Below are 17,096 nucleotides of genomic sequence, written 5' to 3'. Positions count from 1 at the left end.
TAGATACCGTTTTTGTAGGGTCAGTATTCCCCGGCGTCTTTCGCGCCGGGATTATTATTTTTGCGCGGGTTAATCGCGGCTAACGGTGTTCATCTCGATATATTCAAAATTGATGTCTTCACCCAGGCCCGGACGCTGTGGCAAATGCACAAAACCGTCGGCATCCATCGGGTCTACGATACTGTTGAGGTAGGCTGCGGGTTCATCGTATTCGAGGAACGGATGCAGTAAACCACGCTCGTACCAGCGGCAGTTGCGAATCGCGCCCACCACGGCGAGGCTTGCCGCACCGTTGCCGTGCACTTCGCAGTCCATACCGAAGGATTCCGCAAGTGCCGCCACTTTCATGGTTGGCGCAATCCCGCCGACGCCGTTCGCCCCGGCGCGCAGAATGTCGCAGGCACCCGCCTTCACCCAATCGGCGCGGCTGTGGTGCTTGCCACCAAGACTTTCTGGCCCGACAACATCAATCGACAGGTTCTCAGAAAGCCAGACGTAAGACGCCATGCTCTCTTCTTCCATCGGCTCTTCAAACCACGCGAAGTTGAGTTTTTCCAGTGCCTTGCCGATGTACAGCGCCTGGCTGCGGCTATACCAGTGGTAGCCGTCGAGCATTAAATCAATATCCGGGCCAACGGCTTCGCGCACGGCGGCGCAGGCTTTGACATCCATTTTTGGGTCTGGCGCGAACGCAACAGGCGGCATCCAGGTGTGGAGTTTTATGGCTTTGTAGCCACGAGCGACCAGTTTTTCAGCGAACTGGCCAAATTCGTCTGGCGTAGATAACCCGCCTTCCAGCTCGTCCCCGCACATGGTGCTGCCGTAGGCCGGGACTTTGTCACGGAATCCACCGAGCAATTTGTAGACCGGGACTTTCAGTTTGCGGCCAATCAAATCCCACAGCGCCTGTTCGACAAACGACAGCGCACGTTCGGTGAGTTGATGGGCGCTGCCACGCTGCCAGTGCACCAGATCTTGCCAGATGCGCTCGCGGTTAAACGGATCTTGCCCGACTAACACTTTGCGGAAAAACGCATTGACCACATAAGGGCGCACCACTTCTGGCGGCGCGAAAGAATACCCGCAATCCCCTTCATCGGTGGTGATCGTGAGCATCGCCATTTTTGCGAGGCTCTCAGGGCCTGGGTGGGAGTGACCTGCGCTGTCAGAAACACGGCGGGTTGGGTAAGTAAAAACGGTGACGTTTACAGATTCAATTTTCACGGCTGTTAGTGTCCTTTTGTGATTTTAAAACAGCGTTTCACCATCTACTGTATGCGTAAAAAAGCACCTTCGCCTCGTTCAAAGGTGCCTAAATAGGGGTGATTTTTTGGACATCTGCACAGGGGAAAGTGATGTTTTTCACAAAGTGTTATGGAATTGTGACGGAGATAACGGGGGATGGGGGCGGTGAATTTCCGTTCACATGGGGGGATGCCTATGGCGGGATAGTGATTTTCCGTTCACCCGAAAGTTCACTGATCCCACATAGGTTAGTGAACGGTGAACGTGCCAGGTGGCTCACGCCAGCCCCCTGGCAACCCCGGCGCCCGGTGATTAAATTGCCGCTGCGCGGTAAACCCCAGCTTATCCCCAACGTTCAGGGTCGTTCGCGATTCGCTCCCGGCGATCGCTCTCTTTCGCTGCTCCCGGCAGCTCAACCCTGACTTATGGGGAACACTGGGGCAATTTATACCGGGACTAAGGTCAAAACCCAAACCAGCCAGGCTTTTGACTTTAGCTTTTGACGTTGCCCTTGTTCCCGGCTCCAATCGCGCCGGTTTTTACCCTTCAGTCGTGGTCACGTGGTCGGGAACCACGTGAGTGAGCGATCGCCGGGAGCGAATCGCGAACGACCGCGAATGTTGGGTAAAAAACGGTGTTTACCGCGTAAGCGGCGATTGACTTGCCGGGCGACGGGGTCGCCAGGGGGATGTCGTAATCCCCATGGCACGTTCACCGTGAGCAGGAATATGTAGAAACACAGTTCGCAAAGGTGAACGGAACATCACCGCACTTCCATAACCTTAAACATTCAGGTAAACGGAAAATCACCGCTCCCCGGCAAGCGAGCAATCACGCTATCCCCACCTTCCCATCCAGATAAACATCCTGAACCGCATTAATTAACTTCACGCCCTCAGACATGGATTTCTTAAAGGCTTTGCGCCCCAGAATCAACCCCATGCCGCCTGCGCGTTTGTTAATGACCGCAGTGCGGACCGCGTCCGTCAGGTCAGTCTCACCACCCGCAGCACCGCCGGAGTTTATCAGCCCGGCGCGGCCCATATAGCAGTTCGCCAGTTGGTAACGCACCAGATCGATTGGGTTATCGCTGCTCAGTTTGGTGTACACGCGGTCGTCGGTGTAACCAAAGTTCACCGCCTTGTAACCGCCGTTATTTTCGGCCATTTTCTGCTTCACGATATCCGCGCCAATGGTCGCTGCCAGATGGTTCGCCTGCCCGGTAAGATCAGCACTAACGTGGTAATCCACGCCATCTTTTTTGAAATCGGGATTACGCAGATACGCCCAGAGCACCGTCACCAGGCCGAGTTCGTGCGCACGCTCAAACGCAACCGAGATCTCTTCAATCTGGCGGCGTGATTCTGGCGAACCGAAATAAATGGTCGCGCCAACCGCCACCGCGCCCATATTGAACGCCTGCTCTACGCTTGCGTATAGCGTCTGGTCGAAGGTATTCGGATAGCTCAGCGTTTCGTTATGGTTGAGTTTGACGAGGAAAGGAATGCGGTGCGCGTAACGGCGCGACACCGAGGCCAGCACGCCATAGGTTGAAGCGACACAGTTACAGCCCGCTTCAATCGCCAGCTCGACAATATTCTTCGGGTCAAAATAGAGTGGGTTTGCGGCAAACGATGCACCCGCGGAATGTTCCACACCCTGATCGACAGGTAAAATGGAAAGATAACCGGTGCCTGCCAGCCGCCCGGTGTTGTACAGCGTTTGCATATTCCGTAGCACCGCTGGCGGGCGGTTGTTATCCACCATCACGCGGTCTACATAATCCGAGCCTGGCAGATACAACTGGTCTGCCGGAATAGTCATACAACGATGCTGTAACAAGCTGTCGGCGTCTTTGCCTAGCAACTGCGCAATATCAGTCATAATGCACTCCCGTTATTTCAGCGAGCACCCTGCCCGCTGACGATGGTTATTCCTGGCCTGCCTTCGAATAAAACAGGCAGCCCTAATCCTGGTCGTGACTGGCAACCTTCGCCACCCAGGGCAGCACTTTAGGTGGGTTTTGGCTTGTAACGGTTTGTCTCCAGGCGGTGTATTTTTGCAACGGCGGTCAAAGAAACAACACAAAGGTATTTAAAAGGTATTATTGATTGGTATTGTTGTGGTGTACCCAACACAATCATGAAGGTTCTAAATATGAAACGTACAACAATTAGCCTTTCATTCATGATGTTTATTGAATGGTTTATCTGGGGCGCCTGGTTCGTCCCTCTTTGGCTTTTCCTGAGTAAAAGTGGCTTTAGCCCGACTGAAATTGGTTGGTCTTATGCCTGTACTGCCATCGCGGCAATTCTTTCGCCGATTCTGGTCGGCTCGCTGACTGACCGTTTTTTTGCCGCGCAAAAGGTGCTCGCCCTGCTGATGTTTGTCGGTGCGGTGCTGATGTATCTGGCAGCGCAACAAACCGAGTTTGTCTATTTCTTCCCGCTGCTGCTGGCCTATTCCCTGACCTACATGCCAACTATCGCGCTGACTAACAGCATCGCATTTTCCAATGTTGATGATGTGGAGCGGGACTTCCCGCGCATTCGGGTGATGGGCACTATCGGCTGGATTGCATCTGGGTTAGTGTGCGGTTTCCTGCCGCAAATGCTGGGCTTTAGCGATATTTCGCCGACCAACATCCCGTTGCTTATCACCGCAGGCAGTTCTGCGCTGCTCGGGGTATTCGCCCTGGCGCTGCCAAATACGCCACCGAAAAGTACCGGCAAAATGAGCGTGAAAGTGATGCTCGGGCTGGATGCCATCGTGCTGCTGAAAGACAAAAACTTCCTGGTCTTTTTCTTCTGCTCTTTCTTGTTTGCCATGCCACTGGCTTTCTATTACATCTTCGCCAATGGCTATCTGACCGAAGTGGGTATGCATAACGCCACTGGATGGATGACACTCGGCCAGTTCTCCGAAATCTTCTTTATGCTGGCGCTGCCGTTCTTCATTAAGCGCTTTGGCATTAAAAAGGTATTACTGCTTGGTCTTATCACCGCCGCCATTCGCTACGGTTTCTTCGTGTACGGTGGAGCCGACCATATCTTTACTTACGGTCTGCTGTTCCTCGGTATTTTGCTGCACGGCGTGAGTTACGATTTCTACTACGTCACTGCCTATATCTACGTCGATAAAAAAGCGCCGGTGCATATGCGCACTGCGGCACAAGGGCTTATCACGCTGTGCTGCCAGGGCTTTGGTAGCTTGCTTGGTTATCGTATCGGCGCACAACTGATGGAAAAAATGTTCGCCTACCCAACACCTGTCAACGGTCAGACCTTCAACTGGGCGGGAATGTGGGGCTTTGGTGCGGTGATGATTGCGGTCATTACCGTGTTGTTCATGGTGTTTTTCCGCGAGTCCGACAAAGAAATCACGACTATTGCCGTTGCTGGCAGCCAATCTGACAAAGATTTAAAGGAAGCATAATGATGGAAAATCGTATTCTGGGGGCCTTTTACGGCCAGGCATTAGGCGATGCGATGGGAATGCCATCGGAGTTGTGGCCGCGTTCGCGGGTGAAAGCGCACTTTGGCTGGATTGACCGCTTCCTGCCGGGGCCAGCAGAAAACAACGCCGCCTGTTATTTCAACCGCGCCGAGTTTACCGACGACACCTCGATGGCGCTGGCGCTGGCCGATGCGATTATCGAGCATCACGGTGCAGTCAACCCGGACACCATCGGGCGCAATATTCTGCACTGGGCGGAAGGCTTCGATGCTTTCAACAAGAATGTGCTTGGGCCAACGTCCAAAATCGCGCTGAATGCAATTAAGCAAGGCACGCCGGTCAGCGAGTTGGAAAACAATGGCGTCACTAACGGGGCGGCCATGCGTGCCTCGCCGTTGGGTTGCCTGCTGCCGACGCATAATCTCGACGCGTTCATTGATGAAGTCGCGCTGGCCTCCAGCCCAACGCACAAATCCGATCTGGCGATTTCCGGCGCGGTGGTGATAGCCTGGGCGATTTCAAAAGCGATTGAAGGCGCTAGCTGGGAAACCATTTGCGATGAACTGCCTTCTGTGGCTCGCCACGCGCAGGAAAAGCGAGTCACTACGTTTAATGCGTCCCTCGGGGCGCGTATTGAGCTGGCGTTAAATGTTGCCAGAACCGCGCGCGGCACCGAGTCTGGCATGGAGCAGGTTTACCACCTGGTCGGCACCGGCACCAGTACCATTGAATCTGTCGCCGCGGCGATTGCGATGGTGGAACTGGCACAAACCAACCCGAATCGTTGCGCGATTTTATGCGCCAACCTGGGCGGGGATACCGACACCATTGGTGCGATGGCGACGGCGATTTGTGGCGCGCTACACGGCGTAGAAAGCATTGATAGCGAACTTAAACGCGAGCTTGATGACGTTAACCAGCTTGATTTTACGCGCTACAGCCGCCTGTTTATGGGCTATCGCCAGCAAAGGGAGGCGCAAAATGAACGCCAGTGAATTGCATTCCCGCCTGCCGACACTTACGGCGAAACGCCCGGTTTGCGTGCTCGGCTCGGCAGTTATTGACGTCATAGCCGACGCTTACGCCCTGCCGTGGCGCGGATGTGATATCGAACTGCAACAGCAAAGCGTGAACATCGGCGGCTGCGCGCTGAACATCGCGCTCACGCTGTCGCGCCTGGGCATTGCCTCAAAAAATGCGCTCCCGATTGGCCAGGGAACCTGGGCGGATATCATTCGCTCAAGCCTGGAAAAGCAAGGAATCATCAGCGAAATCCACACCACCAGCGGTGATAACGGCTGGTGCCTGGCGCTGGTGGAGCCGGACGGCGAAAGAACGTTTATGTCGTTTCGTGGCGTCGAGCACCAGTGGAATCAACAGTGGCTGGATAAATTGCAGCTTGCGCCCGGTACCCTGCTTTCGCTGTCTGGATATCAACTTGCCGGGCCGTGTGCCGACTTACTGGTGAACTGGCTGGAATCGCTGCATGACGTGAGCGCATTTATCGATTTTGGCCCGCGGATTGCTGATATTCCTGAGCCGCTACTGGCACGGATTATGGCCTGCAAACCGATGGTTTCCCTTAACCGCCAGGAAGCAGCAATTGCCGCGCAGTGGTTGAATGTGGCGGGCGATGATATTGCAGGAATTTGCGAGAAATGGCTTGAGCGCTACGATTCGCCGTTAATAGTGCGGCTCGACAAAGAAGGTGCCTGGTTTGCTTCAGCGGAGAGTATTGGTCTGGCAGCGCCGTTCCCAGCCGTGGTTGTGGATACGATTGGCGCAGGCGACAGCCATGCGGGTGGTACTCTGGCTGGGCTGGCGGCGGGCTGGAGCCTCGGCGATGCGGTAAGTCTGGGTAATGCCGTGGCTTCTTATGTCGTTAGCCACCGCGGTGGCGATTGCGCCCCCTTTATTGAACAACTCTGCCAATACCCAAAATAATTCGAGCGACATCGCGGCGGCAAGAGAGCGAGTCCCGATGAGCTTAGTCAACTAAGCGATTCGGGCAAGCGAACGCAGCCAACAAAGATGCCGTTTGAAGTATGACGGGTATTATTCTTCGCAGACAAACACATATAAATCGCTGCGACAATAACTAATGCTGTATTCGATAGGCCGGTTTTGCGGGTCAAACGCCACCTGTTTGATCACCAGAACCGGCACCGGCGTTTCCAGCTTAATATGCGACTGGAACTCGCTGTCGGGCATTCTGGCGCTGACGCGGCTGCGCGTTCGCTGCGGGATAATATTCTGGCTGCGAAAATAGTCATACAGCGAAACGCCGATGTCATCAGCATTCGCGATTAATTCCGTTGGCACGTAAGACTCTTCCACCGAAACCGCATCTTCATCGACATAACGAATACGTTTCAGCAGGAAAACATCGCTATCGGCGATAATCGCCAGTTGCTCGGCCACATCTGCCGGGCATTTCACCACGCGTTTGTTGACCCACAGTGTGTCAGGCTTTTTACCGCGCAACACAACTTGCTGCGAAAAGCCACGCGCCTCTTTCAGCGAATACTCAAACGTGTTGTTAATCTGCGTGCCGTAGCCTCGGGAACGGGTCACCACCCCTTCATCTTCCAGCGTCTGCATTGCTTTGCGCACCGTTATGCGCGAAACACCGGTCAACTGACTGAGATCTCGCTCCCCCGGCAGAATATTCCCTTGCGGCAACACACCGCTGCGTACCGCCGATTTCACCGTTTCGGCGAATTTCAAATACAGCGGCGTGTTGTCGGCCTGCGAAAACCGCTGGACGAGTTGTTCAATGAGCTGAAGGTGAACCTGTTCCATTTCGCGCAAATGTCCGGAAGATAAGGTGAAACCAGTATAACTCAATGGTCTTATACAGGTATTACCTCGATTACCACCATTGATGAAAATGATGCACCGGTCCAATTCCGTGGCCCACTTCCAGCGAATCCGCCTGCTCTAACGCCTGAGATAGCCACGCTTTCGCCGCCGAAATAGTCTTCGGCCAGTCAAGATAGCGCGGATAAAGTGCGGCAAGGGCCGCAGAAAGCGTACATCCCGTGCCGTGAGTGTGGCGAGTCTGGACACGCGGAGCGGTAAAACGTTGCGCGCCGTCGCGGGTAAATAACCAGTCCGGGCTTTCGGCGTCATCAAGATGGCCGCCTTTCATCAACACCGCTTCGCACCCCATTCCCAGCAGCGCATCGCCCTGTTCCTTCATTTCTCGCTCACTGCGTGCATGTGGTGCGTCCAGCAATGCGGCGGCTTCAGGCAGATTCGGGGTGATCAACGCCACTTGCGGCAACAGCCGACGACGCAGGCTCTCTACCGCAGAGGGCGCAAGCAATGGGTCGCCACTTTTCGCCAGCATGACCGTATCGAGCACCACGTTGCGTGCATTGTAAAAAGCCAACCGCTCCGCCACCGCTTCAACGATATCGGTCTCAGCCAGCATGCCAATTTTAATGGTGTCGATGCGCACATCGCTGAGCACAGAATCAAGCTGGGCGGCGACAAATGCCGGTTCAATGCGATAAACAGACTGCACGCCGCGGGTATTTTGCGCCACCAGCGCGGTGATCACGCTGGCGCCATACGCGCCCAGTGCCGAGAATGTTTTCAGGTCAGCCTGAATGCCCGCCCCCCCGCTCGGGTCGGTGCCAGCAATCGTCAATGCGTTAATACGGTTTTGCCCTTTCATGCCAGAGCCTCCGCATTAAGTCCGTAAAGTGCGTCAAGAAACGCCGGGACAAAACTGCCAGGACCGCGACTCACGGCAATCGCCTGTTCCCCGGCGAATTTCATAAACTGGCAGGCGGCAGCCACGTTATCCAGCCGCGTCCCTGGCAGTGAGCAGCAAGCGGCAACCACGGCGGAAAGCGCGCAACCGGTGCCGACCACGCGCGTCATCAACACGCCGCCGCCCGCCACGCTCCAGGCGTGTTCGCCATCGGTGATGTAATCCTCCTCGCCGGTGACGGCCACCACCGCGCCAGTAAGCTGCGCCAGTTTAAGGGCTGCGGGTAATGCAGAAAGTGCGTCGTCAGCGCTATCTACGCCACGGCCTGCGGAATGCTCCCCCGCTAAGGCTAAGATTTCTGAAGCATTACCCCGGATTGCGGCAGGTTTTAGCGCGAGAACTTCGCGGGCAAATCGGGTACGAAACGCCAGAGCGCCGACGGCAACCGGATCGAGTACCCATGGCGTGGAGGATTGATTCGCGGCGTGAATGGCGTCCAGCATTGCGCGACTGCTATCGGCGGTGAGTGTTCCGATATTAATCAGCAATGCACTGGCAATGGGGGCAAATTGCGCGGCCTCTTCAGGCTCAATGACCATAGCGGGAGCCGCGCCAATGGCGAGCAGCACGTTGGCGGTAAAACCCTGCACCACATCATTGGTCATGCAATGGACTAAAGGGGGAGTGCTGCGTAAGTTATGTAAAACCGAGGCGGCGCAGTGGCCGGGTAACAGGTCAGGTTGCATCTTGTAAGCTCCTGCCTGGCGTGAAGAAGAGATGACCAGGCAGGCATCTGACTTCCCTACGCTGGCATTATCCAGATCAGGTGGTACGGGTATTTCTCAGCCTTCACAAAGAAGGGCACCCCGAGTCATTGATAAATCATATTTTTGCGTTCAGAAGAATAATGCGCGCAACAGTGACTGTAAACCGCCTGTGCTGCCAGATGTTAAGCCAACGACGTTAACTTTTTGAATTGCCGCCATTCATCGCGGGTTATTTCCCAAAGCTCCGAATCCATTTCTCCACTCACATATTGCGATTTTTCGGTGCGGATAAGCCGCATACCGTGACGGATGGAAAGGTTTTTGGAACGGTCATTGGCGACGGCCTTTGGCGCGCGTAACACGTCTTTCTCGAGTGTTTCAAACCAGAAATCATTCACTACACCGCAGGCCTCACTCATCAGGCCCTGTCCTTGCCATTCCGGGACTAACCAGAAACCACGGTTGTTATCTGGAGTATCCATCAGACAAATTAGCCCAATTAATTCCTGCGGATTTTCTTTACGCCGAATGGACCAGAACCAGCCCTTTCCTTCTTTTACCGCAGGCAGCGCAACATTATCGACATAATGTTTTGCCGCGCCAGGTGGATAAGGCCACGGAACAGTAGAAACCAGGTAACGCACAATCTCCCAGCGCGGAAATACGTTTTGAATTTGCTCGGCATCTTCCGAACGAAGTGGCCGGAGGATCAATCTCGGTGTGATTATTTCCATACTGTTGCCCTTTCTTCACGCTGTATTGTTTAGAGTAATTTATACATAGAATTAATAGCGGGCATCAACAAGTAATTAACATTTTTAGCAGAGAGTATATTCATGCGTAACAGTGATAGCTTTGTGAATATAACAAGAGAATGTCATCATGGAATTACATTATTATAATGACAATCACATATTCACAAGAATTAAAAACATCTAACCAAGAAAAACAACATTCATAGCAAAGAAACAACAAGTTATTTTCACGCAGGCGTATATTCCAATTAACTAACACAAAGTTCCATATGAAATTAATAACCACAAAACTGTTAAGTGTTCGTTTAATAAAAACATGATATTCTAAAATATCTTATATTGGGCAGCGCGCGTTTATTAATCACATTTAGGATTTTACGCTAAAAATATGGTTTTCTCAGCAAGCATTCAACAGCACATTAAAATATGTGTCACATTTTTCTTTTTATATTCGCTTGCTGCGAAGTTATGCCATAGTGTTGAAATAGTTGGGATACCGCTACGGTTTTATGATCTGACCTTACCCATCATTACAGCATTGCTGATTTTATACCATCGCAGGGCACTCCCGACGTTAGCCCTGTTTGCCCTTTACAGTTTTTACCACTATCCGCTGTTTGATTTCCTGAGTATCGCTGCACAGTTAAGTAGCGCTTTAATCTGTGTCACGCTCTATTTTTGCGCAACGGGCAAACGAGGCAGGGTAAGTTTTGGGCGCAGTCGCCTCTCTGCGCAACGCATATGTTGGCTTATTTGCCTTAATAGTTTTACGTTTACCGCGCTCTACCAATGGTTACTGCTTAAATTTCATTTTATCTCAGCCTCTGATGAAAATATTTTTAGTGTTATTACGCTTATCAATGTTCAGTGGATGCTGACATCCTGTATTACAGGTGTCCCATTTTGTTATTTACTTTTCCGCTCATGCTACAAACCCTCATGGTTTTTAAGTTATTTGCGCCAGTTAAAAGATTTGATTGTTAATGGGCCACATGCAATAAGTCAGCTAGTATGGGCAATGCTTTTAATTGCTATTATGTACTGCATGATTACGACAAGAAATGACATTTTAATATTCACTGATTATTCCATAGTATTACTATTACCAATAATGCTTTGGGGCTCAATCCGATTGGGCCATGCGCTCATAAGCCCATTATGGGTTTTCATGCTCATTTTGTTAGGCTATTACACTGATAATTATATATCGATAAAAAATGAATTTACGGTAGGGCACTACATCGGCCATCTGGCGCTTGCATCATCAATGATTGCCATATTTTCCCTGACTATTGTTCTTGTTGGTGTATTGGCAACACGCATTCTTAACTACATCAAACATCTTAAGCGCGTCTCTTTATCTGAACCTCATACCGGCCTGCCCAATTTACAAGCGCTTAAAAAAGATCTCATACAATATCCGAACGCAGGGTTGTGTACCGTACAGTGCCCGGAATTAAACTCTTTAACACAAGCTCATGGTATTGCTTTCCGCTTTGAATTTGTTAAAGCCGTAGTTGCATACTTAACACCGCTGCTTAAGGGGTATGACAATATTTATTACAGTCCTGGATATGGCATTTTCTTGCGTCTGGATAACATGAATGAAAGTCTTATCGACTCCTATTATAAAGCCATGACTTCGTTTCGTTTTTCCTGGGGAGAGATGGAGTTAGGGTTAAACTTTGGCTTATCCTGGATGCGTTACGATAACAACATCCCCAATCTTTCGTATGTTGTCGGGCAACTCAATGCCAGCACTTTTGTATCGCTGCAAAATGGCAAACCTGAAAACCTGAATATGAATGAAGCTGGCGATAGCGCTGTCAATCCAGCGGTGATACGCCACCTGTTGCAGCAGTCGATAGACCAAAAATCATTTGTATTACTGGCACAGCCTATTGTCTCCACGAGCCGTTCCGACAGATATCAAGAAATCCTGATACGGATTAACGCGGGGAATAATAATTTGCTTTTCCCGAATACCTTTTTGCCCCTGGCAGAAGAAGCCGGACTGCTCGCAGAAGTGGATATGACGGTCATAGAGCAGACGTTTCGTTTTATGCACTCTCTTGATCAATCTCAGGCGGACAGTCGTTTCTCGATAAATCTAACCCCGCAGTCGCTGATCAAATCGGATTTCCTCGACAGGCTTTTCACTTTATTTAACACCTGGTCAATTCGCCCGGAACGTATCATCTTCGAAATTATTGAATCAGATATTATCGATAACTTGAATGCTGCAAATGTATTGCGAGAGTTGCGTAACCAGGGTTGTAAGATCGCAATTGATGATTTTGGAACGGGAGCTTCCAGTTATTCTCGTCTGAAAAACCTGGAAGCAGATATTCTTAAAATAGATGGTTCATTTGTCCGCAATATTGTTGCTGAAAAGTTCGACCATTTTATCGTGATGTCTTTTTGCGAAGCCGCAAAATTCAAAAATCTGGAAGTTGTCGCGGAATTTGTTGAAAGCGAAGAGATCAAACAAATGCTCATCACCATGGGTGTGGGTTGGCTTCAGGGCTATCATACCGGCAAACCTGTTGCTATCGAATCCCTTCGCGAATGATTTTCCTGCATTTTTCATACCAGGAAACCCCCTGGTATTGAGTCATCCTCAGCGACTTGTCGATTAAGTCTCAAGTTATTCAGTTTGCCTGTTAACTTCATTACCATCGCCATTCGATCTATTTCTCAATGAGAGATCTTATGCTTACAATTGCGATACGCGAAAAAAATAGCCATTTCACTCACGGTATAAAAATTATCGTTGCAAATGTGTGCCAGCACCTTAAACAAGATTTTTGTTTTTTATCTCCCGAACACCATCATTGCGCCGATATTGTATTTCTGTCTTTGGATGATAATTGGGTGACTGCTGATTGCTATCAAATGCCTAAGACAACAAAGTCTCAACGAATTATTCTCATTTGCCGCCAAAAAGAACATCAGAATCTGATGTTTCGGCCATGTTTGTATATGTTGCCGGTTATCTTCAGAGAGGATGAAATTGATGAAATAACCCGCAAAATAGCCTGGTGGCTTGAACCGTCCAGACATGGGAAAAACACCGTTGCGATTCCTGCCGGGATTTGCCAATACTGCACCACACGCAGCTTCACTGTTGTCGAGCGCCAGTTGCTTTCACATATCGCTAAGGGCCACTCGTTAAAAGATTCAGCCTGTTTGATGAAACTGGATGAAAATATCGCAAAATTACATCGTAAGGCAATCATGAGGAAATTGGGTATTCGCGATCAATACGAATTGCATAAATTTCTCAAAACCAACCTCCTTTTTTTAATCCATAACTGACATATTATTTAAGAAACAGCTTATATGTACTTAAGCCAAACCTAATATCTAACACTTTTAATCCCTGTCAGTATCCATTCCAACGATATAATCAGAAGCTGTGAACATTCAGCTTCTGAGAAACCTTAGCGACTCCCCTTCAGTCGTCATTGTGCTATCAACAAAAATATGGAAATAACGTCTCATTCAGCATTGATTCCCTGCCGTAGCAAAGCGAATGTCCCCTTTATTCGCACACTAGAAGACTGAGCATTTGTACATAGCCGCACGTAAACGCAGATATCGCCGCATCAGAAATAGTGGCCTTGCCAATCTCCATGCCAGAATGACACCGCTTGTCTTCGACCGTCTGGAATACCTGCAACATCAGATTCATAAACAGTCTCTGGCGGAACCGCTCGATATCATCCTTATGACCGGCGACAACTACTTATCTCTCGCACTCACTGAATCTGTTTTTAAGCACCAGCGCACTCACGTTTGCGCAACCCTGGACGAGGCTGAAACATTACTTAGCCGAAACCCGCAACCGCGTATGTTGATAGATCTGGATGGCGTGAGCGAGGCAGCTATTGATGTGCTGGATAAGACGCGGAGATGGCAAAAGACCTGGCCCGAACTCAATATCATGCAATTTGCTACCTGCCGCTGCCAAAACATCGCCAGACTGATTGGTGCAGCTTCCCGCTTCCCGGTCGTCGAAAGGCGGCAAACCATTTCGGAGTTGCTCAAAATACTGAACCTGAATCGGGACGAGCAAGATCTTGTTTTCTCAACCCTTGCTCCGCTATCTCATCGTGAATGGAACATTCTGCTGGCTGTGGCAAAAGGTGACTCGTTGAAAACGATAGCCCTGTCATTCAACAAACCCTACCACTTTGTTGTGTATACGCTTGGGCGCATCGCCTCCCGTCTTGGCCTCAAGAACAACAAGGCACTCATACACCTTTTAAATAAATTATCCTCTCCGTTGTCAGGAAAAGAATAGCTGCGCTAAATAACAACCTTACGGATGAAGGCTAGGAAATTGCCTATTTTCAATGTTGTATTTATGTTAAATCAGATCAAATATTTCACAATTACAACTATTCCTGGAAAATCGGTTTTCCGCTTGCTATGCCACGTCAACGCGATAAATCATGTAATGATTCCATGTTACAGATAACAAATATTAAACATTTAATATTTCGCACTATTCTTTATATTCAAAACAAGCTTTTTTACCATTCATTTAACTTAACACAGGCGCATTATCCAAATAACAAATAATTAACCAATTTAATTAGAATTTGATCGCAGCATAATTGCATCAAGATAACACTAGCCTTTCTCTGAAATAATATGGCTGTATAATCCAACCATTCATTTAGCTAATATGAATACATTCTTTTTACTAATGAAATAACTCCTTTTATTACGTTCAAAACCACTATGGAATAGTAAATTTGAAGGACTGTTTTAAGTTCAAGGAAGCATCTTGCATACAAAATAAAATACTCATCAGTGAAACGTTTCACCACTTTCACCGCCAGTGACTCTGCGTCAATGCGATGTGTTTCTCAAAAAACCGAGGCAAGAATATGAAACCTGCATCCGTAATTATTATGGACGAACATCCTATAGTCAGAATGTCGATAGAAGTTCTGTTACAAAAAAATAAAAATATCGATGTTGTTATGAAAACAGACGATAGCCGTGAGGTGATTAACTATATGCGCACCCACACTGTCGATTTAGTGATCCTGGATATCGAACTTCCTTCCATCGATGGTTTTACTTTATTAAAGAGAATCAAAAGCATACAGGCTGATACGCGCATACTTTTCCTCTCATCAAAATCTGAGCGATTTTATGCCGGGCGGGCAATTCAGGCAGGGGCAAATGGTTTTGTCAGTAAAAGAAAGGATCAGGAAGATATCTATCATGCCGTGGAGATGTTGCTGTCGGGATATTCTTTCTTTCCCTCTGAAACACTCGAATTAATCAGCAACCCGACCTCGCGCAAAAGCGGAACCGATGATATGCCATTGTCTAACCGGGAGATAACTGTATTACGTTATCTGGCTAATGGTTTATCAAATAAAGAAATCGCCGAGCAACTGCTGTTGAGCAACAAAACCATTAGTGCACACAAATCAAATATATTTTCAAAACTGCATGTCACTTCCATTGTCGAACTTATCGATTATGCCCGAGTGAAAGAATTATTATAGCCGCGCGACACACATCACAGTAAAGCATAAAAAAACCGGGATAAGCTCCCGGTTTTTTTATGTCACTAAGATACATCCCGATCGGTTAATAATAATTAATCATAAAAGTTGCATCCGCATTGGCTTGCCCCGGCTGGGGGTTATCAGCCAGTGCGATGTAATTGGCAAAAAAAGTTAGCACGGCATTGCCGTTGATATCTACGGCCACATCCTGGCTTGCCTGGTCCAGCGGCAACTGAGTTTTGTCTTTATCGCGCAATTCGACAGCCACATTTGTCGCTCCGCTGCTCTCGTTTAGCCCCAGTAATCCGGGATTACCGGTGGCTTGCTTGCCCGAAAACGTTATCGATGCAGCGCCTGGCGGGCAGCCGTTCAGCTTCAATGTGAAAGGCATACTTTGCGTCGTGCTGCCTGCGGTACGCAGTTGTTTTGTCGGCCAGCGTCCCAACTGAACGGTTTTATCCTCATCCCCCATCTCGACGTAACAGCTGAAATCCACCACGTTTCCACGCAGTTCGATATTCACTTCGCCAAGTGGCGTGTCAGCTTGCGCATGACTCACCACACCGCCGACCAACAATAAAACCCCCAAAAAGGTGCCTCTGGTGATTTTAGTCATAATCCACCCGCAAATAGCCCCGCGCGCTAAACGGCCCTTCCGCAGGTTTGTTCCCTGTTACGCTCACCGGCCACGCGCGAATGCCCACTTGCGCCGCGGCGGCATCATCAAGGCGGAAATGGATTTTGCTACTGAGATCGTTTGGCGTCAGTGGCTGTCCGCTGCTATCGGCGACGATAAATCCGAGATCGTTATTGTTCGATACCATCATTTTGCCGGAGGCTTTTTCCGCTTCCAGGCGCAGGGAAAGATAGGCCTGCGCCGCCACATTGGTGCATTTTATCGCCACCGTTTTGCTTTGCGGCGTCACACCCTGCGGGCGATTCCCCGCCCCCGCCTGGCTAAATAACGACGCGCCGATATCCCCAAAATCAAATTCGACGATTTGCCCGGCGTTGATCTCACAGTTTTGCGGCACTTCGATTTTCCCACTGTAGCTGATGGTATAAACCGGGGTAGTCAGCGGGTCGGTGTTTCGCGTGGTGACATACACCGTAAACATGGTCTGCCTTGGGATGGGCACCATATTGATAAATTTCCGTGTCACTTTGAGCTTAAAAATCAGCTGCGAGTCCTGAACCCCAAAAGGCTTTTGCTTGGGCACATTGGGGTGGTGTCCCATCTGGATGTAATTTTTCGGCGGGAAAAACTGCCCGGAATAACTGTCCGTGATACTCATGGCCCCTTCCAGGTAGTCATTGAGTTTCATGTATTGATACCCGCCGATGGTTTCTTGCACCGGCAAGTTACTCACATAACTGCGCATGGTGGTGTCGCCCTGAGTTCCCGCCGGGCAGGTCGCATTGACCCCCACCCAGCCTGATTTTGCCGCCAGCGTGATAATTTGCCCGACATTATTGTTTGCGCTGGTGAACACATCAGACAGATCGTAAAAAATATCCGTCGGCACGCCGTTCGAGTTGTGGCAGACCGTCGCAAATGCAGGCAGTGAGCAAGTCAGCAGCACGGTTCCCGCTAGTGATGTCATCAATTTCATAAACA

General features: G+C 49.8%; 15 protein-coding genes and 1 riboswitch. Of the genes, 7 read left to right on the top strand and 8 right to left on the bottom strand.

The window, feature by feature from the left end:
• Window positions 1-69: 69 nt before the first annotated feature.
• Entirely contained in the window at window positions 70-1,224 is a 1,155-nt protein-coding gene (locus tag M2371_RS02110) for a mandelate racemase family protein (RefSeq protein WP_034496832.1), read from the bottom strand.
• 852 nt (window positions 1,225-2,076) lie between these two features.
• Window positions 2,077-3,129, bottom strand: coding sequence for a class I fructose-bisphosphate aldolase (fbaB, locus tag M2371_RS02105; protein ID WP_034496834.1), 1,053 nt, complete (start codon window positions 3,127-3,129; stop codon window positions 2,077-2,079).
• Window positions 3,130-3,402: 273 nt separating this feature from the next.
• Between fbaB and M2371_RS02100 the strand changes: the two genes are divergently transcribed.
• The 3 genes from M2371_RS02100 to M2371_RS02090 are packed head-to-tail and all read left to right on the top strand — an operon-like array spanning window position 3,403 to window position 6,645.
• Window positions 3,403-4,680, top strand: coding sequence for a nucleoside permease (locus tag M2371_RS02100; protein WP_051873721.1), 1,278 nt, complete (start codon window positions 3,403-3,405; stop codon window positions 4,678-4,680).
• Window positions 4,680-5,696, top strand: coding sequence for an ADP-ribosylglycohydrolase family protein (locus M2371_RS02095; RefSeq protein WP_259266751.1), 1,017 nt, complete (start codon window positions 4,680-4,682; stop codon window positions 5,694-5,696). The genes M2371_RS02100 and M2371_RS02095 overlap by 1 nt, the downstream gene beginning before the upstream one ends.
• Window positions 5,683-6,645, top strand: a complete 963-nt coding sequence (locus M2371_RS02090; RefSeq protein ID WP_259266750.1) for a PfkB family carbohydrate kinase — start codon at window positions 5,683-5,685, stop codon at window positions 6,643-6,645. Before M2371_RS02095 ends, M2371_RS02090 begins: the two co-directional genes overlap by 14 nt.
• A 111-nt stretch (window positions 6,646-6,756) precedes the next feature.
• Here the strand turns inward: M2371_RS02090 and M2371_RS02085 are convergent, their stop codons facing one another.
• From M2371_RS02085 to M2371_RS02070, 4 genes are all read right to left on the bottom strand, one after another.
• A complete protein-coding gene (locus M2371_RS02085) occupies window positions 6,757-7,503 on the bottom strand; it encodes a GntR family transcriptional regulator (protein ID WP_172893683.1) in 747 nt (248 codons plus the stop codon).
• Between the two features lie 70 nt (window positions 7,504-7,573).
• On the bottom strand, window positions 7,574-8,383 hold the full coding sequence (gene thiD / locus M2371_RS02080) for a bifunctional hydroxymethylpyrimidine kinase/phosphomethylpyrimidine kinase (RefSeq protein ID WP_259266749.1): 810 nt from the start codon (window positions 8,381-8,383) through the stop codon (window positions 7,574-7,576).
• Window positions 8,380-9,168 (bottom strand): hydroxyethylthiazole kinase, encoded by a 789-nt coding sequence (gene thiM / locus M2371_RS02075; RefSeq protein ID WP_259266748.1) that lies wholly within the window; start codon window positions 9,166-9,168, stop codon window positions 8,380-8,382. The genes thiD and thiM overlap by 4 nt, the downstream gene beginning before the upstream one ends.
• 36 nt (window positions 9,169-9,204) lie before the next feature.
• Window positions 9,205-9,301: riboswitch (TPP riboswitch) on the bottom strand.
• A 70-nt stretch (window positions 9,302-9,371) separates the two neighbouring features.
• Window positions 9,372-9,923: a GNAT family N-acetyltransferase gene (locus M2371_RS02070; protein ID WP_259266747.1), complete on the bottom strand. Its 552-nt coding sequence runs from the start codon at window positions 9,921-9,923 to the stop codon at window positions 9,372-9,374.
• 409 nt (window positions 9,924-10,332) lie between these two features.
• Here M2371_RS02070 and M2371_RS02065 point away from each other — a divergent pair, with 409 nt between their 5' ends.
• The 4 genes from M2371_RS02065 to fimZ all read left to right on the top strand — a co-directional run bounded on the left by M2371_RS02065 (window position 10,333) and on the right by fimZ (window position 15,475).
• Entirely contained in the window at window positions 10,333-12,516 is a 2,184-nt protein-coding gene (locus M2371_RS02065) for an EAL domain-containing protein (RefSeq protein ID WP_259266746.1), read from the top strand.
• A gap of 140 nt (window positions 12,517-12,656) precedes the next feature.
• Entirely contained in the window at window positions 12,657-13,262 is a 606-nt protein-coding gene (locus M2371_RS02060; protein ID WP_172893655.1) for a fimbriae biosynthesis transcriptional regulator FimW, read from the top strand.
• Between the two features lie 325 nt (window positions 13,263-13,587).
• Complete coding sequence (locus tag M2371_RS02055) at window positions 13,588-14,250, top strand: hypothetical protein (RefSeq protein WP_259266745.1); 663 nt, start codon at window positions 13,588-13,590, stop codon at window positions 14,248-14,250.
• Between the two features lie 592 nt (window positions 14,251-14,842).
• Entirely contained in the window at window positions 14,843-15,475 is a 633-nt protein-coding gene (gene fimZ, locus M2371_RS02050; protein WP_172893653.1) for a fimbria biosynthesis transcriptional regulator FimZ, read from the top strand.
• 85 nt (window positions 15,476-15,560) lie between these two features.
• Here fimZ and sfmF read toward each other — a convergent pair whose 3' ends face one another.
• On the bottom strand, window positions 15,561-16,094 hold the full coding sequence (gene sfmF, locus M2371_RS02045; protein WP_172893652.1) for a fimbria assembly protein: 534 nt from the start codon (window positions 16,092-16,094) through the stop codon (window positions 15,561-15,563).
• Window positions 16,087-17,091 (bottom strand): type 1 fimbria D-mannose specific adhesin FimH, encoded by a 1,005-nt coding sequence (gene fimH / locus M2371_RS02040; RefSeq protein ID WP_172893651.1) that lies wholly within the window; start codon window positions 17,089-17,091, stop codon window positions 16,087-16,089. Before fimH ends, sfmF begins: the two co-directional genes overlap by 8 nt.
• Window positions 17,092-17,096: the final 5 nt, after the last annotated feature.

It is taken from the genome of Buttiauxella sp. BIGb0471 (genome assembly GCF_024807715.1).
GTDB classification, from domain to species: Bacteria; Pseudomonadota; Gammaproteobacteria; order Enterobacterales; family Enterobacteriaceae; genus Buttiauxella; species Buttiauxella agrestis.
Note: the sequence above shows the minus strand (reverse complement) of the source record. Positions and strands in the feature narration are given on the sequence as shown.

What these genes read in the sequence shown, in the direction of transcription:
- M2371_RS02070 (WP_259266747.1), bottom strand. Translation starts at nt 9,923, where the DNA reads ATGGAAATAATCACACCGAGATTGATCCTCCGGCCACTTCGTTCGGAA.
- M2371_RS02095 (WP_259266751.1), top strand. Translation starts at nt 4,680, where the DNA reads ATGATGGAAAATCGTATTCTGGGGGCCTTTTACGGCCAGGCATTAGGC.
- M2371_RS02055 (WP_259266745.1), top strand. Translation starts at nt 13,588, where the DNA reads ATGACACCGCTTGTCTTCGACCGTCTGGAATACCTGCAACATCAGATT.
- M2371_RS02100 (WP_051873721.1), top strand. Translation starts at nt 3,403, where the DNA reads ATGAAACGTACAACAATTAGCCTTTCATTCATGATGTTTATTGAATGG.
- fimZ (WP_172893653.1), top strand. Translation starts at nt 14,843, where the DNA reads ATGAAACCTGCATCCGTAATTATTATGGACGAACATCCTATAGTCAGA.
- M2371_RS02060 (WP_172893655.1), top strand. Translation starts at nt 12,657, where the DNA reads ATGCTTACAATTGCGATACGCGAAAAAAATAGCCATTTCACTCACGGT.
- thiD (WP_259266749.1), bottom strand. Translation starts at nt 8,383, where the DNA reads ATGAAAGGGCAAAACCGTATTAACGCATTGACGATTGCTGGCACCGAC.
- thiM (WP_259266748.1), bottom strand. Translation starts at nt 9,168, where the DNA reads ATGCAACCTGACCTGTTACCCGGCCACTGCGCCGCCTCGGTTTTACAT.
- fbaB (WP_034496834.1), bottom strand. Translation starts at nt 3,129, where the DNA reads ATGACTGATATTGCGCAGTTGCTAGGCAAAGACGCCGACAGCTTGTTA.
- fimH (WP_172893651.1), bottom strand. Translation starts at nt 17,091, where the DNA reads ATGAAATTGATGACATCACTAGCGGGAACCGTGCTGCTGACTTGCTCA.
- M2371_RS02090 (WP_259266750.1), top strand. Translation starts at nt 5,683, where the DNA reads ATGAACGCCAGTGAATTGCATTCCCGCCTGCCGACACTTACGGCGAAA.
- M2371_RS02085 (WP_172893683.1), bottom strand. Translation starts at nt 7,503, where the DNA reads ATGGAACAGGTTCACCTTCAGCTCATTGAACAACTCGTCCAGCGGTTT.
- sfmF (WP_172893652.1), bottom strand. Translation starts at nt 16,094, where the DNA reads ATGACTAAAATCACCAGAGGCACCTTTTTGGGGGTTTTATTGTTGGTC.
- M2371_RS02065 (WP_259266746.1), top strand. Translation starts at nt 10,333, where the DNA reads ATGGTTTTCTCAGCAAGCATTCAACAGCACATTAAAATATGTGTCACA.